Annotated in this window: 22 protein-coding genes; 8 read left to right on the top strand and 14 right to left on the bottom strand. The window is 73.3% G+C overall.

The window, feature by feature from the left end:
- The first annotated feature begins 396 nt into the window (after positions 1–396).
- The 3 genes from ACGF1Z_RS13520 to ACGF1Z_RS13510 all read left to right on the top strand — a co-directional run bounded on the left by ACGF1Z_RS13520 (position 397) and on the right by ACGF1Z_RS13510 (position 2,811).
- A complete protein-coding gene (locus tag ACGF1Z_RS13520; protein WP_393003260.1) occupies positions 397–1,002 on the top strand; it encodes a hypothetical protein in 606 nt (201 codons plus the stop codon).
- Positions 1,003–1,295: 293 nt separating this feature from the next.
- On the top strand, positions 1,296–1,505 hold the full coding sequence (locus ACGF1Z_RS13515) for a hypothetical protein (protein ID WP_393003258.1): 210 nt from the start codon (positions 1,296–1,298) through the stop codon (positions 1,503–1,505).
- Positions 1,506–1,620: 115 nt separating this feature from the next.
- Positions 1,621–2,811, top strand: a complete 1,191-nt coding sequence (locus tag ACGF1Z_RS13510; protein WP_393003256.1) for an acyl-CoA dehydrogenase family protein — start codon at positions 1,621–1,623, stop codon at positions 2,809–2,811.
- A gap of 95 nt (positions 2,812–2,906) precedes the next feature.
- Here the strand turns inward: ACGF1Z_RS13510 and ACGF1Z_RS13505 are convergent, their stop codons facing one another.
- On the bottom strand, positions 2,907–3,671 hold the full coding sequence (locus ACGF1Z_RS13505) for a MarR family transcriptional regulator (RefSeq protein WP_393003254.1): 765 nt from the start codon (positions 3,669–3,671) through the stop codon (positions 2,907–2,909).
- A gap of 284 nt (positions 3,672–3,955) precedes the next feature.
- Between ACGF1Z_RS13505 and ACGF1Z_RS13500 the strand changes: the two genes are divergently transcribed.
- A complete protein-coding gene (locus ACGF1Z_RS13500; protein WP_393003252.1) occupies positions 3,956–4,948 on the top strand; it encodes a hypothetical protein in 993 nt (330 codons plus the stop codon).
- Between the two features lie 64 nt (positions 4,949–5,012).
- On the opposite strand, the gene ACGF1Z_RS13495 is transcribed toward ACGF1Z_RS13500, so the two are convergent.
- The 4 genes from ACGF1Z_RS13495 to ACGF1Z_RS13480 all read right to left on the bottom strand — a co-directional run bounded on the left by ACGF1Z_RS13495 (position 5,013) and on the right by ACGF1Z_RS13480 (position 7,865).
- The gene (locus ACGF1Z_RS13495) at positions 5,013–5,537 is read right to left on the bottom strand and encodes an AAA family ATPase (RefSeq protein WP_393003250.1); all 525 of its coding nucleotides are present in this window, start codon (positions 5,535–5,537) and stop codon (positions 5,013–5,015) included.
- Positions 5,538–5,568: 31 nt separating this feature from the next.
- The gene (locus ACGF1Z_RS13490) at positions 5,569–5,883 is read right to left on the bottom strand and encodes a DMT family transporter (protein ID WP_393003248.1); all 315 of its coding nucleotides are present in this window, start codon (positions 5,881–5,883) and stop codon (positions 5,569–5,571) included.
- A 46-nt stretch (positions 5,884–5,929) separates the two neighbouring features.
- On the bottom strand, positions 5,930–6,394 hold the full coding sequence (locus ACGF1Z_RS13485) for a DUF5949 family protein (protein WP_393003246.1): 465 nt from the start codon (positions 6,392–6,394) through the stop codon (positions 5,930–5,932).
- A gap of 187 nt (positions 6,395–6,581) precedes the next feature.
- Positions 6,582–7,865, bottom strand: a complete 1,284-nt coding sequence (locus ACGF1Z_RS13480) for a DUF2254 domain-containing protein (RefSeq protein ID WP_393003244.1) — start codon at positions 7,863–7,865, stop codon at positions 6,582–6,584.
- A 247-nt stretch (positions 7,866–8,112) separates the two neighbouring features.
- Here ACGF1Z_RS13480 and ACGF1Z_RS13475 point away from each other — a divergent pair, with 247 nt between their 5' ends.
- Complete coding sequence (locus ACGF1Z_RS13475) at positions 8,113–9,954, top strand: glycoside hydrolase family 15 protein (protein WP_393003242.1); 1,842 nt, start codon at positions 8,113–8,115, stop codon at positions 9,952–9,954.
- A 58-nt stretch (positions 9,955–10,012) separates the two neighbouring features.
- Here the strand turns inward: ACGF1Z_RS13475 and ACGF1Z_RS13470 are convergent, their stop codons facing one another.
- The 9 genes from ACGF1Z_RS13470 to ACGF1Z_RS13430 form a co-directional block, all read right to left on the bottom strand.
- Entirely contained in the window at positions 10,013–11,788 is a 1,776-nt protein-coding gene (locus ACGF1Z_RS13470; RefSeq protein WP_393003240.1) for a cation:proton antiporter, read from the bottom strand.
- Positions 11,789–11,866: 78 nt separating this feature from the next.
- A complete protein-coding gene (locus ACGF1Z_RS13465; protein ID WP_393003238.1) occupies positions 11,867–12,925 on the bottom strand; it encodes a cytochrome d ubiquinol oxidase subunit II in 1,059 nt (352 codons plus the stop codon).
- Positions 12,922–14,403 carry a cytochrome ubiquinol oxidase subunit I gene (locus tag ACGF1Z_RS13460; protein WP_393003236.1) on the bottom strand — a complete coding sequence of 494 codons (1,482 nt, stop codon included), beginning with the start codon at positions 14,401–14,403 and terminating at the stop codon, positions 12,922–12,924. The genes ACGF1Z_RS13465 and ACGF1Z_RS13460 overlap by 4 nt, the downstream gene beginning before the upstream one ends.
- A 42-nt stretch (positions 14,404–14,445) precedes the next feature.
- On the bottom strand, positions 14,446–15,285 hold the full coding sequence (locus ACGF1Z_RS13455; protein ID WP_393003234.1) for an SDR family oxidoreductase: 840 nt from the start codon (positions 15,283–15,285) through the stop codon (positions 14,446–14,448).
- A gap of 163 nt (positions 15,286–15,448) precedes the next feature.
- On the bottom strand, positions 15,449–17,041 hold the full coding sequence (locus ACGF1Z_RS13450) for a GMC oxidoreductase (RefSeq protein ID WP_393003232.1): 1,593 nt from the start codon (positions 17,039–17,041) through the stop codon (positions 15,449–15,451).
- Between the two features lie 134 nt (positions 17,042–17,175).
- Positions 17,176–18,093 carry a cyclase family protein gene (locus ACGF1Z_RS13445; RefSeq protein WP_393004169.1) on the bottom strand — a complete coding sequence of 306 codons (918 nt, stop codon included), beginning with the start codon at positions 18,091–18,093 and terminating at the stop codon, positions 17,176–17,178.
- A 32-nt stretch (positions 18,094–18,125) separates the two neighbouring features.
- On the bottom strand, positions 18,126–19,655 hold the full coding sequence (locus ACGF1Z_RS13440) for a gluconokinase, GntK/IdnK-type (protein WP_393003230.1): 1,530 nt from the start codon (positions 19,653–19,655) through the stop codon (positions 18,126–18,128).
- The gene (locus ACGF1Z_RS13435; protein WP_393003228.1) at positions 19,652–19,795 is read right to left on the bottom strand and encodes a hypothetical protein; all 144 of its coding nucleotides are present in this window, start codon (positions 19,793–19,795) and stop codon (positions 19,652–19,654) included. Before ACGF1Z_RS13435 ends, ACGF1Z_RS13440 begins: the two co-directional genes overlap by 4 nt.
- Positions 19,796–20,103: 308 nt before the next feature.
- Positions 20,104–20,445, bottom strand: coding sequence for a YkvA family protein (locus ACGF1Z_RS13430; protein WP_393003226.1), 342 nt, complete (start codon positions 20,443–20,445; stop codon positions 20,104–20,106).
- A gap of 441 nt (positions 20,446–20,886) precedes the next feature.
- Here ACGF1Z_RS13430 and ACGF1Z_RS13425 point away from each other — a divergent pair, with 441 nt between their 5' ends.
- The 3 genes from ACGF1Z_RS13425 to ACGF1Z_RS13415 all read left to right on the top strand — a co-directional run bounded on the left by ACGF1Z_RS13425 (position 20,887) and on the right by ACGF1Z_RS13415 (position 23,176).
- Positions 20,887–21,813, top strand: a complete 927-nt coding sequence (locus ACGF1Z_RS13425; protein ID WP_393003224.1) for a universal stress protein — start codon at positions 20,887–20,889, stop codon at positions 21,811–21,813.
- A gap of 140 nt (positions 21,814–21,953) precedes the next feature.
- Positions 21,954–22,874, top strand: coding sequence for a universal stress protein (locus ACGF1Z_RS13420; RefSeq protein WP_393003222.1), 921 nt, complete (start codon positions 21,954–21,956; stop codon positions 22,872–22,874).
- A 47-nt stretch (positions 22,875–22,921) separates the two neighbouring features.
- Entirely contained in the window at positions 22,922–23,176 is a 255-nt protein-coding gene (locus tag ACGF1Z_RS13415) for a hypothetical protein (RefSeq protein WP_393003220.1), read from the top strand.
- Positions 23,177–23,278: the final 102 nt, after the last annotated feature.

Raw genomic sequence — 23,278 nt, 5'->3', positions numbered from 1 at the left:
TCGCGCGCCACCCCGGCACCATGTGGTTCTTCGCGCAGCTGATGACCGGGCGGTTCGGGAGCCTCGACGAGACCCTGGCCGCGCTGGTGGCCGCCGCGCGCGCCCACGGCGACGGCTGGGACCTCGCCTTCGGGCTGCTGCTGCGCGCCAAGCTCCTCGGCGGCCGGGCCCGGGACGCCGAGGAGGCGCTGGCGCTCTTCGAGGCCGCCGGGGACGCCTGGGGGATCGCCGAGTCGCTCGCCGCACGCGGCGAGACCTTCGAACGGGCCGGGCGCACCGCCGAGGCCGCCGCGGACTTCGCCCGGGCCGTGGACGCCGTCGCGCGGCTCGGCGCCCGCTCCCAGATCCCGGTGTTCAAGGCGCTGCTCGCCGCCGTCCGGCTCCGTAACCCCCGCCGTGGCCGACGACCCGGAGGCGCGGGCGGAGGCGGAGCGCCTGCTGGTCGACGCCGCCGAGGAGTCCGGCGAGTCCGGCATCGAGGCGGTGAGCACACCGCGTCTGCTGCTCGCCCAGCACTACGGCAACACCGGCCGCACCTCCCTGGCCCGGGCCCAGCTCGATCTGATGCGGGAGGAGCTCGGCGACCTCACCCCGGGCCTCTTCCACGGCATGCTCGACGGGCTCGGCGGCTGGCTCGACTGCCTGGACGGCGCCTTCGAGGAGGCCGCCGGCCGGCTCGCCCGGGCGGTGGGCGCGATGGAGACTCTGGCCCATCTGGTCGCTCCCTATCTGATCGTCACCCAGCTCGCGGCCGCCGCCTGGGTGCGCGCGGAGACCGGAGAGCCCGAGGAGGGCGCCCGCCTCCTCGGCGCCTACGACGCCCACCGCGGCACCCCGGGCGGCGCGGGCATCCGCCCCCTGACCTCCCGCACCGAGGCCCTGCTGCGCGCCCGGGCCGAGCAGGCCCTGCGCGCCGCCCTCGTCCCGGACGTCCTCACCGCCCGGCACGCCGAGGGCGGCGAGCTCACGGTGCGGGAGGCGGCGGCGCTGGTGCGGGGCTGAGCCCGACGCGACCGCTCCCGCCGGGGTCGGCCGCGAGCGGGTCCGCGCGGCCGGGGCGAGCGCGGTCGCGTGCTGCGGGCCGGTCGCGGACGAGGCGTCCACCAGGGACGCGTCGCCGAGGGTGATCAGGATCACGCGCGGGGTGAGCGGCTGCGCGCCGGTGCCCCGGGACCGGCGCGAGCGGAGGGCGGGCAGGGCCCCGGGGAACGCGGCGGCGCCCGGATGCGGGACGGGGTGCCGGACACGAGAATGGCGAGTGCCTGCAGAAGTCTGCAGAAACAGGAGGCCGCGGCATGAACGGTGACACCGACAAGACGTCCCGGGGGGTCCCGGGGGACATTCCGACGCCCGACCGGCTGCTGCACGCCGGCTCCGAGGGTGAGTACACGGCCGAGGACGTGGTCCTCGCCTCGGGCCGTGACGTGAACCCGAAGAGCCTTGCCTGGGCCGAACGACGCATGGCGGAGAAGGGGCGCGCCTGCATGGACGAGCTGCTCCCCTGAGGGACGCGGGGAACGGGCCCGTACGCCACCGGCCGGCGCACGGGCCTTCCCCATTTGTGGAACACGTTCTACCGTGGCGCCGCACCGCGCGGAGCACCGAGCCACGGGAGACGCCATGCATCTCGAGTACACCCCCGCCCAGCACCGGCTGCGCGCCGAACTGCGTGCGTACTTCGCCGAGCTCGTGCCCGAGGACGTCCACGCCCGGTACGCCGATCCCGCCGCCCAGAAGCGCTTCTACCGCGAGACCGTGCGCCGCCTCGGCGCGGACGGCTGGCTGGGGGTGGGCTGGCCCGAGGAGTACGGAGGGCGCGGTCTCTCGCCGATGGAGCAGTTCATCTTCTTCGACGAGGCCGCACAGGCCGGGGTGCCACTGCCGTTGATGGCGCTCAACACGGTCGGTCCGACGATCATGCAGTTCGGCACCGAGGAGCAGAAGGCGTACTTCCTGCCCAGGATCCTCTCCGGTGAGATCGACTTCGCGATCGGCTACAGCGAGCCCGACGCGGGCACCGACCTGGCCGCCCTGAAGACCCGCGCGGTCCGCGAGGGCGACCAGACCACCGGCCACTACGTCGTGGACGGACAGAAGATCTGGACCACCAACGGCGACACCGCCGACTGGGTCTGGCTCGCGGTCCGCACCGACCCGGCCGCCCCGCCGCACAAGGGCATCACGATGCTGCTCGTGCCGACGACGGACCCGGGCTACTCCTGCACGCTCATCAACACCCTCGCCTCCCACGACACCACCGCGAGCTACTACGAGAACGTCCGCGTGCCCTGTTCCCGCCGGGTCGGTGACGAGAACAGGGGCTGGCGGCTGATCACCAATCAGCTCAACCACGAGCGCGTGACCCTCGCCGCCCACGGCACCATGGCGATCCGCGCCCTCCACGACGTGCAGCGCTGGGCCGCCGACACCAAGCTGGCCGACGGCCGCAGGGTCCTCGACCTCGGCTGGGTCCGTCGCACCCTGGCCCGCACCCACGCCCGCCTGGACGCGATGAAACTCCTCAACTGGCAGATGGTGAACGCCGTCCAGAACGGCACGCTCACCCCGCAGGACGCCTCCGCCGTCAAGGTCTACGGCTCCGAGGCCCGTCGCGACGCCTACGCCTGGCTCATGGAGATCACCGGCGCCGCCGGCGCCCTGAAGGAGGGCTCGGCCGGCGCCGTCCTCCACGGCGACCTCGAACGCGGCTACCGCTCCGCCGTCATCTTCACCTTCGGCGGCGGCAACAACGAGATCCAGCGCGAGATCATCTCCTGGATCGGCCTGGGCATGCCCCGCGTCCGCCGCTGACCGCAGGTGACGCGGCGTCACGCGGCGTGCGAGGGAACGGTCCCGACGTCCGGGGCGCGGTCGGGCGCGGCGGCCTCCCCGGCGTCCTGCCGGCCTCAGGGGAGCGAGGTGCCGCCGGCGCCCGGCCCGCCGGTCCGGTCCCGCTGCCATTGCTCGGCGGCCTGGACCATCGCCTCTCCGACGTGACGGAAGAAGTCGCCGATGTCGTGGAGCCGGGCTCCGGCCGGTGAGTCGGGGCCGAGGGTGCGCGCCCCGGCGTGGGCGAAGTCGGCCAGTGTGCCGTTCTGGCGCGCACTGGCCAGCCAGCCCCGGAACCAGGCGTCCTGGTCGATGACATAGCGTTCACGGCGTCGGCGGGGGTCGCGGTCGCGGCGGATGAGCTCCTGCTGTTCGAGCTGGCCGACGGCCTTGGACACCGAGGCCGGGCTGACCGCCAGGCGCTCGGCGAGCTCGGCGGCGGAGAGGCTGCCGCTGTCGGTGAGATAGAGCGTCGCGAGGACGCGCGCGGTCATGCGGGGCAGCCCGGTACCGACCATGACGGCGGTGAAGCCGTCCTCCAACTCCCTTACGGCGTCCGGGTCATCCTCCCGTACGGCGCCGGGGGCACCCTGCCGTGCCGGTCCGGTGTCGGCGGCCGGGGCCGGGCGCGCCACAGGCCGTTGCCGGCGGGCGCGGTCCCGGGTGGCCGCCTGCGCCCGGTCGGCCCGGTAGGAGTCGGGGCCGCCGTTGCGGCCGACCTCGCGCGTCACGGTGGACAGGGGGCGGTCGATCCGGGTGGCGATCTCCGTGTAGGTCAGGCCGGCGGCCAGTCCCTCGGCGATCCGTTCCCGGTCCTGGTGGGTCAGCCGGCCTCCCGGCACGGGCACCTCCTGTGGCCTGGCCCGCTCGGCGCGGCGGGGCGGTGGGCGATCTCGGGACAGTCTTGCGTTCGCCTGCAGTCATTGCAAGCAGAGGGCGAGGCGCTTTGCGTTCAGCTTCATACTCATTGCAATCTGCGGCTCAACTAGCCGCGATGCCTGCGAGTTTACTGACAATTGACGTTGACGATTTAGTGAATGCAAGTTACGTTCGCTGACAAGTAAACGTTGACCGTCGCGGTCGCGGCCTCGGGGCCGGGCCGTGCCGCACGGAATGGGATCCTCTGATGGCGACCACGCCCGCCCCCGCACGCGTCCCCGGCCGGCACCGGCCCCTGCTGGTCTGCTCGGGCCTCATGGCGTCCCTCGTCCTCGTCTGCGGGGTCGGCCTGGCCGTCGACGACCGACTGCTCCTGGGGGAGCCGGTCTGGTACAAGCCGCTGAAGTTCGCCTTCGCCTTCGGTCTCTACGCCGCCACCCTGTCCTGGCTGCTGCCCCGGCTCGTGAAGGGCAGGCGCCTGGCCCGCTGGTTCGGCACCGTCTTCGCGGTGACCGTGGTCGCCGAGGTCGGCGCGGTCACGGCCCAGGCGGCGCGCGGCACCGTCAGCCACTTCAACGCCGACCGGACCGACCCCGTGACCCTGGCCCTCACCCCGGTCCTCACGTTCGGCGTGATGGTCATCGTGATCGCCCAGCTCGTCATCGGCGTCGCCGTCCTGGTCCAGCGCACCGGCGGCCCGGCCCTCGACCGGGCCGTCCGGGCCGGCACCGGTCTGGCGGTCGTGGGCATGCTCATCCCGGTCTTCTGGATGGTCACCGAGATCAACGAGCGCACGGTCACCGACGCCAACGGTCATGCCGTACCCCTCTACCAGGGGCACGGCATCGGCGACCCCGACGGCAACGGCATGCCGCTGACCCACTGGAGCGTCACCGGCGGCGACTTCCGGGTCCCGCACTTCTTCGCCCTGCACGGCATCCAGGTCCTGCTCGTCCTCGCCGCCGTCCTGGCCGCTCTTGCCGCCCGCCACGCCTGGCTCCGCAGTGAGCGGGTGCAGGCCCGCCTCGTCGGCTCCGCGGCCTTCGGCTACACCGGGCTCGTCGCCGTCGTGACCTGGCAGGCCGGCCGCGGCCAGTCCTTCGCCCACCCCGACGCCGCGACCCTGGCCGCCCTCGCCGCCGTCCTGCTCATCACGGCCGCCACCGTCGCCGTGACGATCGGGACGGCCAGGCGGGCCGCCCGGCTCGCGCCGGCGTGGCCGATGTCCGCTGACCGCTGATCGCGATGCCGCGGGCGTTCTGCCGGGGGAGGGGCGCAGGGGGCCGGCGGGGCGGCCGGGTCGCTCACTCCTCGACGGCCGCCGCGATCCGCAGGGCGGCCTGGAAGGGTGTGAGGTGCGTGGTGTCGACGACCTCGGCCTCCGCGTGCAGCCAGCCGCGGGCCGCCTCCGCGTAGGGCGCGAGGTGGCGGAGCCGGAACGGGGAGTCCGGGCCGAGGACGGTGTCGCCCGCGATGCGTGCGCGCAGGGTGTCCTGGTCGGCGTGGAGGACGAAGTGCCGTACCGGAATGCCGTGGTGGGCGAGCCCCGAGGCGATCTCGCGCCAGTACCGCTCGACCAGGACGGTCATCGGCACCACCAGGGTGCCTCCGGTGTAGTCGAGTACGCGTCGGGCGGTCTCGACCACGAGCGGCCGCCACGGCGGCCAGTTCTGGAAGTTGTCCGTCTCGGGCAGCCCCGGCCTGATGTCCATGAGGGTCTCGCCGACCTTCTCGGCGTCGAAGACCCTTGAATCCGGGATCAGTTGCTGTACGAGCGTGCCGGTCGTCGTCTTGCCGGCGCCATGGGTGCCGTTGAGCCATACGATCATGGGAAGTGACGCTAGCGGTTCGCGGGACCCCTCAGCAGGCGGTGCGCTCGGTCGGTGTCTGCGCCGTCCGCTCGCCGGAGGCCGGAGGGGTCCCGCCGGTGTCGCGGCGGCTCGCGGACCCGGGCCGGCCCGCGACCACTCCGGTCAGGACGAGGACGAGCCCGCACAGCTGCTTAACCGTCAGCGTCTCTCCCGCCACGACGGTGCCGAGCAGGACGCCGGTGACGGGATTGAGCAGCCCGATCAGCCCGATCAGCCCGACGGCCGGCCGGCAGGTGCCGCAGCCCCGTGAACCAGGCGCCGAAGGCCAGGGCGGTGGCGATGGGTCCGTCAGGGGACGACACACGACAGCCCGCCACGGTCTGCCGCGTGGCCGTCCCGCCAGATACCGCTCAGGTCAGGGGAAGGAGCATCGTGGCGGCCAGCGCCAGGGTGCGCTCGTCCTCCACGAACGCGAAGGTCTCCTTCGGGCCGGCCTCCGGCCCTTCGGGCCAGGTCCGGGCGGTCACCACCAGCAGGATCCGGCCCCGTTCCCGGGCGACGGCCGTCCATGCGGCGGACGTGGGCCTGGAGATCTCCAGGCCGGGGAAACCGGTGACGCGGACGTCGATCCCGTCCACCGCGACCTCGAGCGCAGTGCCGTGTATCTCCGGGTTCTCGACCAGCCGGCCCGGCCGCATGCCCCATGCGGCCAGCAGATCGCGCATGGCTGCGCCGGTGGCCGCCCCTCCCAGGGTGCCGTCACCGGGGGAGTAGGCCAGCAGCATGGGGAAGTCGCCCCCGTCGCCCGGGTGCCTGCCGATCCAGGCGGCGGTGACGATCCTGCCCAGCTCGGTGGGGAGTGTGGTGTCGTTCATGGGCAGAGCCTACGGGGGACGTCGTCCCGCCCGGTGCGCCGGGCGGGACGACGCCGAGGGCGGGGCCCGGCGGCTCGGGCGGGTGGGCCGGAGGGGGAATCGTTGCGCCCGGTGAAGGGGCCGGTCCGTGGCGACCGCGTCGGCCCCGCTGCCGTCCGCCCCCCGGGGCGCCCGCCGCCCCCGCTCGTCACCCCCCGGGCCATCCGCCGATGCCCTGGAGGTCGGCCTGTTGGGCGAGGGCGCGGCGGGCCGGGTCGGCGAAGGCGCGCTCCACCGACTCGCGCAGGAGGCTCGACTCCCGCAGGACAGCGGGATGCCGCTCCGGAGGGAGCGCTTCGAGCAGGCCGTCGAGCAGGGCGCGGAGCCTGCGGCAGATCTGGACGGACGTGCCTCCGTAGTCGCGGATCTCGCAGACGGCCAGCTGGAGGTAGGTGTCCCAGGTGCGCCCCGGGAGTACGAGCCGGGCGTTCCCGTGAGCGTCGGCCAGGACGTAGCGACCAGGAAGGCGGGGCGTGCCGACCGTGTGCAGGAACCGTTCGATGTGGTTGATCACCTGCACGGCGGTCGTGGGGTCGTTCACCGCCGGGGACAGCGCTCTGATGGCGATGTCGACGAGGACGCGCAGGGCGAAGGCGGGGTCCTGTTCGATGGTGCGCTCGGCCCCCAGGGCCACGTGACCGGCCACCCGCTCCGGATCCGGCCGGGACCTGCCCCCATGGACCTCGACGAGCACGGCGCCGGGCGGTACGAAGTCCCCGATCAGCCGCGGCACGACGAAGACGCAGTCGTGACGGGCCGCCTCGGCGAGCAGACCGGACACGTCGAAAGCCTGGATGGCGCCGCCGCGTTCGGTACGGACGCGCATCACCGGACCGCCGGACGGGAGAGACCGGTCGCCGCGAGGTGCGGCGCCTCGGACCGCCTCGGCACCCTCGGTGAAGACGGTCTCGCCCAGGTTCGCGACCAGCTCGGCGATGGCCACGGGCCGCAGTCTGTGGGTGAACCGGTTGAGGTACACGAGCAGGAGCACGAGGCTGACGGCCACCGCCGCGCCGGCCAGCGTCACCCCGAGGTCGGGGACCGATCCGGTCTCGACCCGGCGCAGCAGCCCGAAGGAGAACGCGAACGTCCCGGTGAAGGTCGCCAGCACCGCCTTCTGCAGCCGGTCCCGGTACCACAGGCGCATGTAGCGGGGGGAAAGGGTGCCCGTGGCCTGCTGCACCACGAGCACGCCGATGGTGACGACGAATCCGAGCAGGGCCACCATCGCACCCACGATGGCGGTGAGCACGCCGCTCGCCGTCGTGGCGGAGTAGCGCCAGTCGCCGGGCAACTTCGTGCCCTCGGCCAGGAGGGCGAGCTCGGCGAGCAGGATGCCGAGGAGGAGGCCGAGCGTCGGCCCGAACCACAGGCTGGCCATGACGCGCTGGCGCAACCTGAACCGAGCCGCCCAGGACGTCTTGACGCCCATGCCGGGCCTCCTTCACGCGGAGGAGTCAGGTGCTCTTCCGGCACCCGCACGGAGGCTCCCTCGACGGGGTCACCCCACCTCACGGTAGGGCGATCACCGGACCCGCGCAGCGGCAGCACCCTCGTGCCGTCCCCTCGCCAGGACGGGCCGACCGTGCCGTCCTAAGCTGGGCGGGTGCCGTTCGGCCCGTCTCGCTTGCGGCGCGCCGGCGCCCCGAGCGGGCCACCCGGGCTGAAAGGGGCCCTCCATGGACACGTATCCCCTGATCGAGGACCACGGGCTGATCGGTGATCTGCAGACCTCCGCCCTGGTGACGACCGACGCGACGATCGACTGGTTCTGCTGTCCGCGGTTCGACTCGCCCAGTGTCTTCGGTTCCCTGCTCGACCTGCGCAAGGGCGGCCACTTCACCGTCCGGCCGGCCGGGGGCACCTACACCACCAAGCAGCTCTACCATCCGGACACCGCTGTCCTGGTGACGCGCTTCATGACGGAGGCCGGGGCCGGGGAGGTCGTCGACTTCATGCCGGTGACCGGGACGACCGCGACGGACCGGCACCGCATCGTCCGCATGCTCCGCTGCGTGCGCGGCAGCATGACGTTCGAGGGGGAGATCGCTCCGCGCTTCGACTACGGCCGCAAGCCGCACGAACTGCACCTCTCCGAGCACGGCGCCCTGTTCACCTCCGAAGGCCTGGACCTCGCCGTCCACCCCGTCCGTGGGCCGCAGGACGAGCGCCTGCTGAGCATCCTCCCGGGCGCCTCCGACGACGTGCGGTTCTCCCTGAGCCTGCGGGCGGGGCAGCAGCGTGGCCTGGTCCTGGAATCGGCCCCCGAGGGCCCCCCGCACGAGGTCCGCCCGGAGGAGTTCCAGCGGCTCTTCGACGAGACGGTGCGGTACTGGCGTTCGTGGCTGGGGCAGTCGACCTACTCCGGCCGCTGGCGGGAGGCGGTCGAGCGATCGGCCGTGACGCTGAAGCTCATGACCTACGCGCCGACCGGCGCCGTGGTCGCCGCGCCCACCGCGGGGCTGCCCGAGCAGCTGGGCGGGGAGCGCAACTGGGACTACCGGTTCACCTGGATCCGGGACGCCTCGTTCTCGGTGTACGCCCTGCTGGGCCTCGGATTCACGGAAGAGGCGTCCGCGTTCATCAACTGGCTGCACGACCGTGTGAAGCAGGAGGCCGGTCAGGACGACGGCACCGGGCCGCTGAACATCATGTACCGGGTCGACGGCTCCAGTGACCTCGTCGAGGAGACCCTGGACCACTGGGAGGGCTACCGCGGCTCCGCACCGGTCCGCATCGGCAACGGGGCGGCGAACCAGCTCCAGCTGGACATCTACGGCGAGGCGCTCGACAGCATCTACTTCGCGCACGAGCACGGCATGCATCTCGACCACGGGGGCTGGAAGGCGCTGCACACCCTGCTCGACTGGCTGGTCGACCACTGGGACCAGCCCGGCGAAGGGCTCTGGGAGACCCGTGGCGGCCGGAAGGACTTCACCTACGGCCGGGTGATGTCCTGGGTGGCCTTCGACCGTGCGGTGCGGATCGCCTACGACGACGGGCGTCCCGCCGCCGGCGGGCGCTGGGTGGACGCGCGGGACGAGATCTACGGCCAGGTGCTCGACCGGGGCTGGGACCCGCGGAAGCAGGCCTTCGTGCAGCACTACGGCGAGGACGTGCTGGACTCGTCGCTGCTGCGCATGCCGACGGTCGGCTTCATCACTCCGGACGATCCGATGTGGAAGTCCACCCTGGACGCCATGGAGCGCGAGCTGGTGAGCGACAGCCTCGTCTACCGCTACAACCCTGAGGCGTCACCCGACGGGCTGCGCGGCTCCGAGGGCACCTTCTCGCTGTGTACGTTCATGTACGTCGACGCGCTGGCTCGGGCCGGGCGCCTCGACGCCGCCAGGCTGGTCCTGGAGAAGATGCTCACGTACGCCAACCACCTGGGCCTCTACTCCGAGGAAATCGACCTGACGGGGCGCCAGTTGGGCAACTTCCCGCAGGCCTTCACTCACCTGGCCCTGATCGACGCGGCCATCACCCTCGACTCGATGCTCCGGGACGCCCGGAAGTAGCGGGGAGAGACTGCCCCGCGCCCACCACCGCCCCGCGCCCAGCACCGCCCCGCGCGCGTCAGCGCGGGGCGGTGCTGGGCGCGGGCCCGAGCAGGACGACCGTGTCACCCTCCTGGGCCACGGTCTCCTGCCTCTCGGTGACGGGATCCAGCCGGTGGTCGGCCCGCACCACGAAGAGCGTGTCGTGCCCCGGAGGCGGGGGCACCGTGGCCGGCTGCACCAGGAACCGGGCCCCGCGTCGGTAGCGCTCCGCGAGGGCCTTTCGGACCAGGGAGCGGCTGAAGAGGATGTCGCCGCCGGTGTACGGGGCCACCACGCCATGGCTGTCGTGGGGCGGACCCACCCGGTAGACGGGACCCTCGACGTTGTCCTGCATGACGATCGAGGCGAGCGCGTTGAAGTCGTCGTCGTCGGTGGCCAGGAAGACGGCCGTGACACCCTCCAGACGAGCGCCGGGATTGATGGCCGTGGCCAGCAGGTCGCCCTTGGCCAGAGCGAGGCCCGCCCCCTTGATCGCTTCCCGCTGCTCGTCGAGTCCCGCCCACATCAGGACCTCGAGGCCCGCGGACCGCAGGGCCCGTCCCAGATCGACCACCCACGGCTCGCCCCCCACCAGGAGGACGCGCGTGCCCGCCGCCTTGACGACGCCCAGCCGTCTGGCCGCCGGCGCCGCTGTCAGCGCGTACAGGAGAACCGTCCCCACGATCACCAGGAACGTGACGGGCAGGATCTTCGCCGCCCCGGCCACCCCCCGCTGAACCAGACTGGCGGAGAAGGTCGAGGCCGTCGCCGCCGCGACGATGCCGCGTGGGTCCATCCATCCGACGAAGGCGCGCTCCCCCCTGGTGAGGTCGGTGTGCGCCGCGGCGCCGAAGGCCACGAGCGGCCGGACGACCAGGACGAGGATGGCGATCAGCCCGAGGGAGGGAAGAAGCACCGGCACCAGGGACGCCGGGGTGACGGTCGCGGAGATGGAGATGAAGAGCAGACCGATGATCAGCTGGATCAAGGTCTCGAAGAAGGGGCGCCGCGACGGCATGTCGAAGCCGCGCACGTTGGCCGCGGCCAGCCCCGTCACGATCGCGGCGATGAGACCCGTGTCGTCCCGCACGACGTCGCAGCCCGCCGACACGCTGATGACGACGGCGAGTTGAGCCAGTGTTCCCAGTGTCTCACCGAGCCGGAGGGTGCGCAGGGCGAACCACAGCGCCACGGTGCCCACGACGCCGCCCGCCAGTCCGACGGAGAGACTGAGGAGGAACTGCCCCAGCTGGTAGCCCCGACCGATGTCGATCTTGTGCGTCGAGGCGACCGCGTGGAAGGTGAGGGCGCCGAGGATGGCGCCGATCGGGTCGGTCAGCGTCCCTTCCCAGATCAGGATGCGTCGCACCTTGTCGCTCGGCCGCACGTAGTCGAGGATCGGCCCGACGACGGTGGGACCCGAGACGACGAGGATCATCCCGAGCATCGCCGCCACGTGCAGCGGCATGCTGAACATCGCCGGGGCCACGGCCCCGACGACGAGGAAGGTGAGCAGGACGCCGTACACGAGCAGCCGGCCCACGATCCCCCGGGTGTGGTGCGCGAGTTTGCGCAGGTCGAGCCCGAGGCCGGCGTCGTAGAGGATCACCGCGACGGCCAACGACACCAGGGCCGAGAAGTCCGGTCCCAGCAGATGGTCCGGATGGATGAGGTCCGTCGTCGCCCCCGCGGTGAAACCGACGGGAAGCAGGATGATCAGGGCAGGGACGCGGATCTTGTTCGCCAGGATCTGCGAACCGGTGGCGAGCACCACCGTCAGGGCGAGTCCGATGAGGATCTCGTCGTCGGTCACACTGCCTCCTTCCGCGGAGTCCGGGCACGAGGGGGACGGCACGGGCACGAGGGGGACGGCACGGGCACGAGCAGGCGATCAGGTGTCGGGTGCCGTACCGTCACCGGACGGGTGACTCCCTCCGTGCAACTCGGAGTCCGAGAGCTCCTCCAGCTCGCCGTGCGCGTCGAGCCAGTAGAGGAGGACGACGGCCGGCACGACGAGCACCAGGGCCACCAGCGAGACGACCGCCAGCCACGTCAGGGTGGCCGGCGCGCCCGCGGCGTCGGCCACGCTCAGCGAGGTGGGGAGCAGATACGGCCGCTGGGCCATGCCCCAGGCGACGACGGCGGACGCGACCACCGCGACCGCCGTCACGCGCACCCACGTCCCCGGGGTCCTCAGCAGCAGCCAGGCCGTGGCGAGCGCGGCCGCTCCCGCCACGACGGCGAAGAGCAGCCCCAGCCCGTGGGTCAGCCCGTGCCACACGTAGGGGGAGTCCTCGTGGGCGACGAAGCCGGTGACCACGGCCAGGACGGTCAGCACGGCCAGACTGCCCAGTGCCCGCCGCCTGAAGTAGGCGACCAGGTCGGGCGCGTCGAACCTGCGGGCGTCCCCGGTGAGGAACACCGCGCCGAGGAAGGCCGAGGTCGCGATCGCGACCAGGCCGAAGACGAGCGAGGTGGGGCCGGTCCAGACGTCGGCCGAGGCCTCGGTGCCCGGAGTCACGCGCTCCGACGCGACCCCGCCGACTGCGGCGCCCAGGAAGAACGGCGTGACGACCGACGCCACGGCGAAGACGGCACCGTACAGCCGCCGGCCGGCGAGCCGTCGGGAGGGCTTGCGGAGCGCGAAACCGGCGCCGCGCAGGACCAGGCCGACGGCGGCCAGGGCCAGCGGCAGCCACATCGCGGAGAACACCGTCTGGAAGAGGACCGGGAAGCCGGTCCACATCAGGACGAGCACGAAGATCAGCCAGACGTTGTTGACCTCCCACACCGGCGCCATGGCGTGGTCGACCAGCCACCGGGGGCGCCGGCCGCGCTCCGCCCCTCCGGCGGTCAGGTCCCAGAACCCGGCTCCGTAGTCGGTGCCGCCGGCGCAGGCGTACGCGGTCACCGCCAGGAGCAGCACCACGGCGATCAGGTCGGCGGTCACCGGCGGTCACCTCCGGGCCGGTCGGCTCCGCCCCGGGCGGCCGGTACGTCGTCGGGCGGACGCGGCGCTCGGGGGCCGTAGGGGAGGTCGTGCTCCGGGGCCAGGCCCGTCCCGTCGTCCGCCCGCCGCTCGTCGGCGAGCCGCCAGCGCGTGCGCATCTTCAGCAGGATGACGAGGAAGGAGCCGAAGAGGAGCACGTACACCACCATCACCACCCCCAGCATGATCCACAGGCTGGTGGAGCGGGTCGCCGTCACCGCCTCGGCGACCCGCATGTTCTGGTAGACGATCCACGGCTGGCGTCCCACCTCGGTGGCGATCCAGCCGCACTCGACGGCGACGACCGAGGCGACACCGGCGCAGGCCGCGGCGCGGTAGAACCACGCGGAGGCGGGCAGCCGGCGGTGCCGCAGCCAGACGAGTCCGTACCACAGGGCGAGCAGCACCAGCACGGAGCCGATCAGGACCATGATGTCGAAGGCCCAGTGGGCGATGGTGGCCTGAGTGACCGTGGGGCGCTGGTCGGCCGGCACCGAGGTCAGCCCCACGACCTCGGTGTTCGGGCTGAATCCGGCCAGGAACGAGTCGAGCAGGGGGATCTTGATGCCCCCCTTGACGGACCCGTCCTCCTGAAGGCGCCCGAAGAGGTACTCCGGGACCCGGGTGTCGGTCTTCCAGACGATCTCCAGCGCGGCGAACTTCACGGGCTGCTTGTGGAACACCGACCTGGCGATGGAGTCGCCGAGGACGAACTGCACGGGGGCGGCGATCGCGGCGATGGTGAAGGGAACGGCGAAGCCGAGCCGGTGGTAGCGGTCGCGGCGGCCGCGCAGCCAGCCCGTGGCATAGACGCCGGCCACCACGAAGCCCGCGGTGAGGACCATCGCCACGACGAAGTGCCAGTACTGGGGCCCGAACATCGGCGTGAAGATCGCCTTCCAGACGTTCACGTCGACCGGGTCGCCCTCGGAGTCGAGGGAGAAGCCCCGCGGCGTGTTCATCCAGGAGTTGGCGGCCAGGATGCCGAAGGCTCCGAGCAGGGCGGCGAACGGAAGCGGCAGTCCCAGCAGGAAGTGTGTCCGGGGCTTCAGCCGGCGCCATCCGTACAGGTAGATGGCGATGAGCACGGCCTCGAGGAAGAAGGCCCACGCCTCGACACCGAATCCGATGCCGAAGACGTCACCCCACCTGCCCATCATGCCGGGCCAGAGCAGACCGAACTCGAAGGACAGCACCGTGCCGGTGACGATGCCGAGCGCGAACTGCACCGCCATGACGGCCGACCAGCGCCGTGCCAGGAGCAGCGCGGTGGCGTCGTCGCGGCGCAGCCCGCGGTAGTGCATGACCAGCGTGATGAAGGGAAAGGCCACGCCCAGGGGCACCAGGATGATGTGGGAGGCCAGGGTGAAGGCCATGAGTTCCCGGGCCGGAAGGAGCTGGGCCGGGGCATCCGCCAGCAGATGGAGCGAGGTGGGCATGCGTGCCTGCGCCGTTCGTGGTCGTGGAGGGCCGGGAGGGGGTCATCCGCCGGTGGCGAAGCCCGGGAAGAGCGTCATTCCGCCGTCGACGTACACGGTGGTCCCCACCACGTAGTCCATGAGGTCGGAGGCGAGGGCCACCACGGCGTGGGCGATGTCCTCGGGCTCGCCGATCCGGTGGTACGGGATCAGCTTCAGGAGGTCCTCCTGCGCCTGGGGGGTCTCCCAGGCCGAGCGGTTGATCGGCGTCTTGATCGCCCCCGGGGCGACCGCGTTCACCCGGATCTTCTCCGGCGCGAGCTCCTGGGCCAGGGTCTGCATCATCATCTGGACGCCGCCCTTGGACGAGGCGTAGTTCACGTGGCCCGCCCAGGGGATGACCTGGTGCACGGAACTCATGCAGACGATCTTCCCGGCGGACCGGGACACCTCGGGGACGACGCCGCGGCGCCGGAACTCCTTCGTCGCCTCCCGCGCGCACAGGAACTGGCCGGTGAGATTGACGTCGATGACCTTCTGCCACTGGGCGAGGGTCATGTCCGCGACGGCGGCGTCACGCTGCAGTCCCGCGTTGGCGACCAGGATGTCGACGGTCCCGAACTCCTCGACCATCCGGTCCATCATGGCGACGACCTGGTCCTCCCGGGACACGTCGGCCTCGTACGCCGCGGCCCGCACCCCGAACGAGGCGATCTCCCGGGCCACCTCCTCGGCGGCCTCGCGCCCCGCCACGTAGTTCACGACCACATCGGCGCCGGCGCGGCCCAGGCCGATCGCCGTGGCCTTGCCGATGCCCGAATTGGCGCCGGTGACCAGGGCCTTCTGGCCGTGCAGCAGACGCGCCGGGATCACCCCCTGCGGTGCTCCCTCGGTGGAACTCATGCCGTCCTGCCTCCTCGCTGCGCGATGGCGCCCCGCCGGCGTGCGCGCGGCGGGGCATCGTCACGCAACCACCGACGGGGGCGGTCGGCATCTCCCCGGAAACCCCGTTAGCCCGTTGGGCACAGCATTTTCGTCCCGACGGGCCAAGGGTCTGGCGGCCGCCTCAGCCCAGCCGGGCCAGGATGTGGTCGCCCACCCGCAGGGCGTTGGCGATGGCCGTCAGGGACGGGTTGACCGCCCCGATGCTCGGGAAGAAGCTCGTGTCGACGACGTACAGGTTGTCGAGGTCATGGGCCTTGCAGTTGACGTCCAGCGCGGACGAGGCAGGGTCGGTGCCGAAGCGCACCGTGCCCGCCTGGTGCGCCGTCGCGCCGATCGGCATGCCCTTGTGCAGGTAGATGCTGCGGGACAGCAGATGGTGCTCGTGCATGCCCAGGTGCCCCAGCATCTTCTGCAGCTTGTGCCGCAGGCGCTGGAGTCCCTCGATGTTGTTCCTCTCGTCGAGGGCGAGCCGGATGCGTCCGTCACCGTCGAGGGTGACCCGGCTGTCCGCCAGCGGCAGGTCCTCGCCGCAGAGCCAGAAGTCGACGGCGTGATGGGCGAGCACCTCGAACGGCATGTCCGGGGTCACCGCCCCCGCCCACCGAGGAGCCTCGCCGTGGATCTGTTCCGCGTCCGACTTGCCCAGCATCTGGATGCCGCCCAGCGGGAAGTCCCAGTCGTCCGCGCCCAGATACCAGTCGTGCAGGGCCAGGGTCTTCTGGAACCGGGTGTCGTTGGGTTCCCTGGACACCGCCATCAGGGCGAGGTTGTTGTGCCGCATGTAGAACCGGCCGACCACGTCGGAGCTGTTCGCGAGACCACGGGGGTGGTGCTCGTTCGCCGAGGCCAGCAGCAGCGCCGCGGAGTTGACCGCCCCGCAGGAGACGACCACCACGTCGGCCGTGTAGCGGACCTCGGATCCGTCCGGCAGACGTCCGACGACCGCGCTGACACTGCGTCCGCCGGCGTCGGTCTCCAGGCGGACCACCCGCGTGTGCGTGACCATCTCGACGTTCGGGTGCCGGAGGGCCGGCTCGACGCAGATCACCTCGGCGTCGGACTTGGCGCGCACCAGGCACGGGAACCCGTCGACCCGGTCGCAGCGGATGCAGACACTGGAGTGGGTGGCCCGCCCGCCGTCCTCCTGCGTGAGGTTCACCCCGATCGGCAGGTGGAACGGGTGCAGGCCGCGTTTCTCCAGGTCGTCGCTCAACCGCTGGATGCGCGGCTCGTGCTCCACCGGCGGAAAGGCGTACTGCGCGCTCACCGGGCCCTCGCCCGGATCCTCGCCGTGCCGTCCGTGCACCAGGTACAGGTGCTCGGCCTGCGTGTAGTAGGGCTCCAGGTCCTCGTAGCCGATCGGCCAGGCCGGCGAGAGACCGCCGTGGTGCCGGATCTCGCCGAAGTCCTCCGGGCGCAGCCGGAAGAGCGCGGCCCCGTAGAACTTGGTGTTGCCGCCGACGTAGTAGTTGACCTCGGGCGGGAACTCCGTGCCGTCCCTGTCCAGCCAGAACTCCGGGGCCCGGTACCTGCCCTTGACGAACACGGCCGTCGAGTCCCAGTTGTCCCGTTCACGTGGCAGACGACCGCCCCGCTCGACCAGCAGGACGCGTCTGCCCGACGGCGCGAGCCGATGGGCGAGGGTGCCTCCGCCCGCACCGGTGCCGATGACGATGACGTCGTAGTGAGACGCGTCGCCCACGGCGACCACCATCCTTGGGATCACGGCCCCGACCCGGTGTCAGGCACCTGGCACCCCGCCGGCGGGACCGGCGGTCCCGCCCCCGTCGAACGTATCCGCCTTCCCCGGGGCAGGCGACCGGAGCGGCGCCCCGGAGCACGCCACGCTCACAGCACCGCGACCGGGTTCACGGGCGATCCCGTGGCCCCGGCCAGCCGCAGCGGCGCGACCGCGCACAGGAAGCTCCAGCGTCCGGTCTCCGCGCAGACCGGCGCGAGATCCTCGAAGCTCAGGTAGTCCATGAGGTGGATGCCCAGGGCGTGGATGGCCAGGACGTGTACGGGGAAGGCGACGTCCGCCACCGCTCCGGGGGCGGTGTCGTTGTTGCCGTCACCTCCCAGGGCCGCCACCTCGCGGTCGGCGAGGAACTCCACGGCGGTCGGATGCAGACCGGCCCGCGCCTCGGCCGCGTTCCACGGCCCCAGCTCGGTGCGCCGCAGCCGGTGTCCCGTCCGGACGAACAACAGGTCGCCCGGTCCGGCCCGCACCCCCTGCGCGGCCTCGGCGTCCGTCAGGTCGCCCAGGGTCACGTGGTCGCCCGGCTCCAGCCAGCGCACGCCGCGCAGCCGGGGGACGTCCAGCAGGACGCCCCGGCCGACGAGTCCGTCCGCGAGCAGGTCCACGGACAGCGCGCGGGCACCCTCGGGCGTCACGGTGCTCGCGGGCACCCCGCCGTAGAGTCCCCCGTCGAACAGCACGTGGCAGAGGGCGTCGAGATGGCTGTCCGCGTCGCCGTGCACGTTCATGGCGAAACGGTCCGTGGCGAAGCGCAGCGCGTCCGGGCCGGCGTCGTCCGGGCCGGGGCCGGTCATCCGGTGCACGGCGGGCTCGGGGTCGTCCGGGCCCGGCATCGTCTCGATCGGGGCCGCCAGGGAGACCGTGCGCCCGAGCCGCACCTCCGCGGCCGCCGCGGCCACCCGCTCCGGGGTCAGATGGCACAGAGCTCCCGGCCGCCCGTCCACCGCCGCCCGCGCCGCCCGGCTCCGCAGGCGCTCGTAGAGCGCCCGGAAGGCCGGCGCGGTCATGGCGGTCGCCGTCGCCGGCTCGCCCGGCCGGGTCACGCGTACCCCCAGGGGCTCAGACCCCACCGCAGCACATGGGACCCACCCGGCGGCAGCACGGTGAGGTCGGTGCCGCTGCGGAAGGCGTCCGGGGGGCAGGACATCGGCTCCACGGCGACCCCCCGGCGGCGCCGGTCCGCGTCGCCCAGGGTGTCGCCCGTGTACACCTGCACACAGCGGGTCCCCTCGCCGAGCCGCACAGCGACTCCGCGGGTGCCGTCCGGATGCGCCAGCCGGACCACCGCCCACCCGTCGGGGCGGCGGTCGAGCCCGGTGAAGGCGGTGTCCAGGCGCAGACCGCCGAGGGCGCGGCCGGCGCGGAGGTCGTACGGGGTGCCGTCGACGGGCTCGCGGCCGGTCGGCAGGCCCCGGGCGTCGGTGCGCAGCACGTACCGCGCGGGAACGGTCAGCACGGCACTGTCGACGAGCTCGGTGCCGACCGTCACATAGGGGTGCTGGCCCACCCCGTACGGCGCCGGGGCCGTGCCCACGTTGGTGGCGTGGACGGCGGTGCCGAGTCCGTCGGGTCCGAGCCGGTACTCGACCCGGACGTCCAGCAGGAACGGATACCCGGGCTGCGGACACAGCGTCGTCCCGACCGTCACCGCGTCGCCGGTGCGGGCCAGCAGCTTCCACAAGGTCCAGCGCAGCAGGCCGTGGATCGCGTTGTTCCGCTCCACCTCGGTCAGCGGGAGCTGCAGGCTCCTGCCGCCGAACGTGTAGCGGCCGTCGCCCACGCGGTTCGGCCAGGGGACGAGCAGCTGACCGCGCCCGCCCGTGACCGTGGCGCCGGCGGAGAACCCGTCGAGCACCGGCCGTCCGTTCACGGCGTACTCGCGCAGCGCGGCGCCCAGCTGGACGACCACCGCGTGCTGCTTCCCGTGGGACAGCCGCCACGACTCGCCCGAGGGATCGGGCGCCACGGCACCGCCGCCGCCCGCGTCGGCGGGGACGGCCCCGGCCGCATCGGGGCCGTCCGGCCGGCTCCGGGCGCCCGAACGGGGGCCCATCAGCGACAGCACGCCCGTGACGACGGCCTCCGGAGGCTGGTCGACCTCCACCACCAGCGGGTGTTCGTCGGGCATCGGCTCCTCCAGGTCCGCCAACTGGCTCCGCAACAACGCCGACGGGAAGAAGTGGCCGTGCCGCCCGGCCAGCCGGGAGCGCAGCAGTTCGGGCGAGCCGTGCAGATAGACCAGAAGGACGCCCGGGCGTCCCGTCCGCAGGCTGTCGCGATAGGCGCGCTTGAGCGCGGAGCAGGTCACCACGGCGTTCCGGCCGGCCGCGATCGCCTCGTCCATCCACCGGGCGATCGCCGCGAGCCACGGGGCCCGGTCGGCGTCCGTCAGGGCGTGACCGGCGGCCATCTTGGCGCGGTTGGCCTCGGGGTGGAACGCGTCCGCGTCCCGGTACGTCCAGCCCAGGCGCTCGGCGAGGAGCCGGCCCACCGTCGACTTTCCCGATCCGGAGACGCCGACGACGAGCAGCAGGCGCGGCGGTTCCTCCGCCTCTGGCGCGTCTCTCACGTGCGCGGGTCCCGGGTCAGTCGCGCGCCGGCCGGGGCACGGCGGCGCCCCTGGTCGGGGTGGTGACGGTGCCCTTGGCCGCGGGTGGTGACGGTGAGCGCCTTCTCACGGTGCCGGGACGCACCCGCGTCGGTCGTCATGCCAGGCACCTCCATCTCGTCGGGCATCTCGTCCGGCCTGCCCGCCGGGGGCGTCTGCGCCCGACGTCCCGGACACTTCCCATCTGAACCCGGCCGACCCGTCGGCGCACGTCGGCGCACGTCGACGGTCCGACGGCGGTCGCCGCCGGGAGGCAAGACCGCGGTGGAGACCGGCTCGGAGGCTGCTGGGGGGACCTGCGGCGTGGGTGCGGCGGCCGGTCACGCGGAAGGACAGCCGTCCGGGAGGACGGCCGCTCCGGAGGAACCGGCCGCGCAGGACGCGTCCGCACTCCCCGTGCCGCTCCCCGTCAGGAGGACGGCGGCACCCTCTCCGGGCCGCCGACCGGGTTCTCCGCCCCCGCGGACCGCGCCTTCGGGTACGCACCGGTCTTGGCGGCGGCCGCGTGCAGCGCCTTCAGGGCGATCAGGAGGACGCCGATGTCGTCGAGGTAGACCGGGTCCGGGATGAGATCGATCGGCGAGATCGTGTAGACCACGGCGGCCCAGAAGAGGGCCTTGGACTGCAGCGGGACACCGGCGTCCATCAGCAGCCTGCGGGCCTTGAAGACGCGTACGAGCAGAACGGCCGCGCATCCCGCCAAGCCGAGCAGGAGAACCGCGGCCACGATGAGCCAGAGAGTGCCGTCCATGCTGTTCTCCTACCCGTGACGTCTCGTGTCACCGCTCCGGGAGGCGCATCGGCGAGGCGCCACGGCAGGGGAGACCTTCCCCGAGTCTGGACCGGGACCGGCCCCGAGCGGAAGCCGAGGCACCGGGCGGTCACGCGACGTGGTCGAAAGGTCGAGGTCGGACGTCGAGGTCGGACGCGATCGCGAACGCGAGTACGAAGGCGTAGGCAGCGGCGAACGCCGGGGCGCCGGGGTGCGGTGCGCGGTGGCCGCCGGGGCCGGTCATGGGGGTCCGGCGCCCGGGTGCGGTGCGCGGTGGCTGGGGTCCTGTCGCCGGAGGCCGGGGTGCGGAGCCCGGCGGGGTCGCCCGTGCTCGGGACCGACCGGCCCTATCCCGTCCCCTCCGTCCGGTGCGAGCGTGGAAGCAGGCACCCCCCGACCCGGAGGAAGGCGGTGAGCGCGATGGGAACGCCCCTCGTGACGGGACCGCTCGTGACAGGACCCCTGGTGGTGGGGGCCGACGGCTCCGGCCCCGCTCTCGCGGCCGTGGAGTGGGCCGCCGACGAGGCGGCACGGCACGGACTGCCGCTGCGCATCGTCCACGCCTCCCTCTGGGAGCGGTACGAGGGAGTCGAGCCGTCCACGACCGCCGACCGGCCCTCGGGCCAGGTCCTCGCCGAGAACATCGTCGCCTCCGCGACGGAACGCGCCCGGCTCCGTGCACCCGGGGTGGAGGTCACCGCCGACGTCCTCGCGGAGGACGCGGCCGGTGCGCTGCTGCGGGCGGGCTGGGAGGCCGCGCTGCTGGTCGTCGGATCCCGGGGGCGAGGCGACTTCCGCGACCTGCTGCTCGGTTCGGTGGCCCTTGTCGTGGCCGCCCGCGCCCAGTGCCCGGTGGTCGTCGTCCGAGGCGACCCGCAGGGCCTGGCGGCACGCCACGGGCGGGTGCTGCTCGGTGTCGGCGAGCATGACGTCGACTCCGCGGCCGTCCGGTTCGCCTTCCACGAGGCGGCCGTGCGGGGCGCGGAGCTCGACGTCGTACGCGCGTGGCGACGCCCCGCGCCCGGCCCCGGTCATCCGCTCCCGACCGGCGCGCCACGGGTCCACGCCGAGCAGCGGGCGTCCGACCTGCTGGACAAGGCACTCGACCCGGTGGCGGACGACTACCCCGGGGTGAGGCTCCGCAGGAGCACGGTCGAAGGCTCCGCGCACCGTGTGCTGACCGCACGCTCCGACGCCGCCGACCTGCTGGTCGTCGGGGCCCGCCGACGGGACGCGCTCGTCGGTCTGGAGCTCGGCAGAGTCGCCCACCGGGCCCTGCACCACGCCGGGTGCCCGGTCGCGGTCGTGCCCCACCGGCGCGCCCGGACCGCGGCGGGCGAGCCGTGACGAACCGCCCCGGGGAGCGCGACTCCCCGTGCACAGCGGCGGTTCAGGTCGCGACGGGGCCGGCCGGCCCCTCCCCGGTGGTCCCGCCGTGATGCGCCCCCGAGAGGTGTTCCGCCGGGGCACACGGCCGAGGAGGTGTCATGCAGAGCGACAGCGACGGCCACAGCGCCGCCCGGCCTGAGCTCGGCCACGTCGTCGTGGGGATCGACGGGTCGCCCACCGCGCGGACGGCCGCGCTGTGGGCCGCCGCGGAGGCGGACCGCAGGGACCGCCCGCTGCACCTCGTCCACGCCGCAGACACCGACCGCCGCGCCGTCTCCGCCGGCGCCGACACCCTGCGGGCGGTGCGCGAGGCCGGCCGCGATCTGCTCGCGGAGACGGCGGAGACGGTCCACGAGGCCTTCCCCGGACTCCCCGTGACCAGGGAGCTCGGGAGCCGGGAGCCGGTGGCGGGTCTGCGGGCGGCCGCCGGGCACGGCGGCACGATCGTCGTCGGTCACCGGGGCCTCGGCGGCTTCGCCGGTCTCCTGCTCGGCTCCGTCGCCCTCGGCGTGGCGGCCCGCGCCGAGGTGCCGGTGATCGTCGTACGGGGCGAGGCCGAACGCCCCGGCACCGGCTCCGTCACGGCGGCCGTGCAGGACACCGCCGACCTCGGCTGGCTGCTCCTCGCCGCCGCCGAGGCGGACGCGCGCAAGGCCGCGCTCCGGCTGGTGAACGTCTGGAACGTCCTCGGCCACGTCGGCAGCGTGGCCACCATGCTCGACGATCTCGACGGCATCGCCCGGCAGCGCGTGCACGAGACGAAGGAGCTCGCCGACCGGGTGCGCGAGAGCTTTCCCGGCCTCGTCGTCGGCCACCACGTGGAGACCGGCACCAGCGCCCCCGGCCTCCTGATCGAGGCGAGCGCCCGCACCGACCTGCTCGTGACGGGCCGCGGCGGACGCCCGCTCGGCATCGGACCGTCCCTGGGGCGCGTGGCGCACGCCCTGATCCATCACGCGCACTGCCCCGTCGAGATCGTCCCGCAGGTCTTCGCGGGCGCCCACGCGCCCGACGCCTGAGTGCCGTACCGTGAACGAGTCCTCGACGGCGACCCGAGGAAGTGACCATGCCCAGGAAGACCCGCGGCCACGGCGCCCGGCGATTGCAGCAGCAGCCGAAGTCACCGCCACGGTCGACGCCGCAGACGCCGCCCCGGACACCACCGCAGGCCCAGCTGCGGATCCGGCCGACCCGGCGGAACGCCCCCGACGAGGCCGAGCTGCCGGCACGCCCCGTCGCCCCTCCGTTCCCCGCGCACTGGATGAACGGGCCTCCCCGGCGCCCCGTGCACACCGTCCGGGTGTCCGCGGCCTTCCTCTGACGGGGACGGCCGGTCGCCGCCTGCTCGCCGAACGCACCCCCGCGCTCGTTCTCGTCCCTGCGGCGCTCGCGGCCGCCCTCGGCGCAGGGCGCGTTCCTGTCG

The sequence above is a fragment of the Streptomyces sp. NPDC048018 genome (genome assembly GCF_043202995.1).
Taxonomy (GTDB): domain Bacteria; phylum Actinomycetota; class Actinomycetes; order Streptomycetales; family Streptomycetaceae; genus Streptomyces.
This window is presented reverse-complemented; position numbering and strand designations above follow the sequence as displayed.

What these genes read in the sequence shown, in the direction of transcription:
- ACGF1Z_RS13480 (WP_393003244.1), bottom strand. Translation starts at nt 7,865, where the DNA reads ATGGGCGTCAAGACGTCCTGGGCGGCTCGGTTCAGGTTGCGCCAGCGC.
- ACGF1Z_RS13445 (WP_393004169.1), bottom strand. Translation starts at nt 18,093, where the DNA reads ATGACCGCGCCGGCCTTCCGGGCGCTCTACGAGCGCCTGCGGAGCCGG.
- ACGF1Z_RS13450 (WP_393003232.1), bottom strand. Translation starts at nt 17,041, where the DNA reads ATGGTGGTCGCCGTGGGCGACGCGTCTCACTACGACGTCATCGTCATC.
- ACGF1Z_RS13495 (WP_393003250.1), bottom strand. Translation starts at nt 5,537, where the DNA reads ATGATCGTATGGCTCAACGGCACCCATGGCGCCGGCAAGACGACGACC.
- ACGF1Z_RS13485 (WP_393003246.1), bottom strand. Translation starts at nt 6,394, where the DNA reads ATGAACGACACCACACTCCCCACCGAGCTGGGCAGGATCGTCACCGCC.
- ACGF1Z_RS13475 (WP_393003242.1), top strand. Translation starts at nt 8,113, where the DNA reads ATGGACACGTATCCCCTGATCGAGGACCACGGGCTGATCGGTGATCTG.
- ACGF1Z_RS13515 (WP_393003258.1), top strand. Translation starts at nt 1,296, where the DNA reads ATGAACGGTGACACCGACAAGACGTCCCGGGGGGTCCCGGGGGACATT.
- ACGF1Z_RS13455 (WP_393003234.1), bottom strand. Translation starts at nt 15,285, where the DNA reads ATGAGTTCCACCGAGGGAGCACCGCAGGGGGTGATCCCGGCGCGTCTG.
- ACGF1Z_RS13460 (WP_393003236.1), bottom strand. Translation starts at nt 14,403, where the DNA reads ATGCCCACCTCGCTCCATCTGCTGGCGGATGCCCCGGCCCAGCTCCTT.
- ACGF1Z_RS13420 (WP_393003222.1), top strand. Translation starts at nt 21,954, where the DNA reads ATGCAGAGCGACAGCGACGGCCACAGCGCCGCCCGGCCTGAGCTCGGC.
- ACGF1Z_RS13435 (WP_393003228.1), bottom strand. Translation starts at nt 19,795, where the DNA reads ATGACGACCGACGCGGGTGCGTCCCGGCACCGTGAGAAGGCGCTCACC.
- ACGF1Z_RS13415 (WP_393003220.1), top strand. Translation starts at nt 22,922, where the DNA reads ATGCCCAGGAAGACCCGCGGCCACGGCGCCCGGCGATTGCAGCAGCAG.
- ACGF1Z_RS13510 (WP_393003256.1), top strand. Translation starts at nt 1,621, where the DNA reads ATGCATCTCGAGTACACCCCCGCCCAGCACCGGCTGCGCGCCGAACTG.
- ACGF1Z_RS13430 (WP_393003226.1), bottom strand. Translation starts at nt 20,445, where the DNA reads ATGGACGGCACTCTCTGGCTCATCGTGGCCGCGGTTCTCCTGCTCGGC.
- ACGF1Z_RS13500 (WP_393003252.1), top strand. Translation starts at nt 3,956, where the DNA reads ATGGCGACCACGCCCGCCCCCGCACGCGTCCCCGGCCGGCACCGGCCC.
- ACGF1Z_RS13425 (WP_393003224.1), top strand. Translation starts at nt 20,887, where the DNA reads ATGGGAACGCCCCTCGTGACGGGACCGCTCGTGACAGGACCCCTGGTG.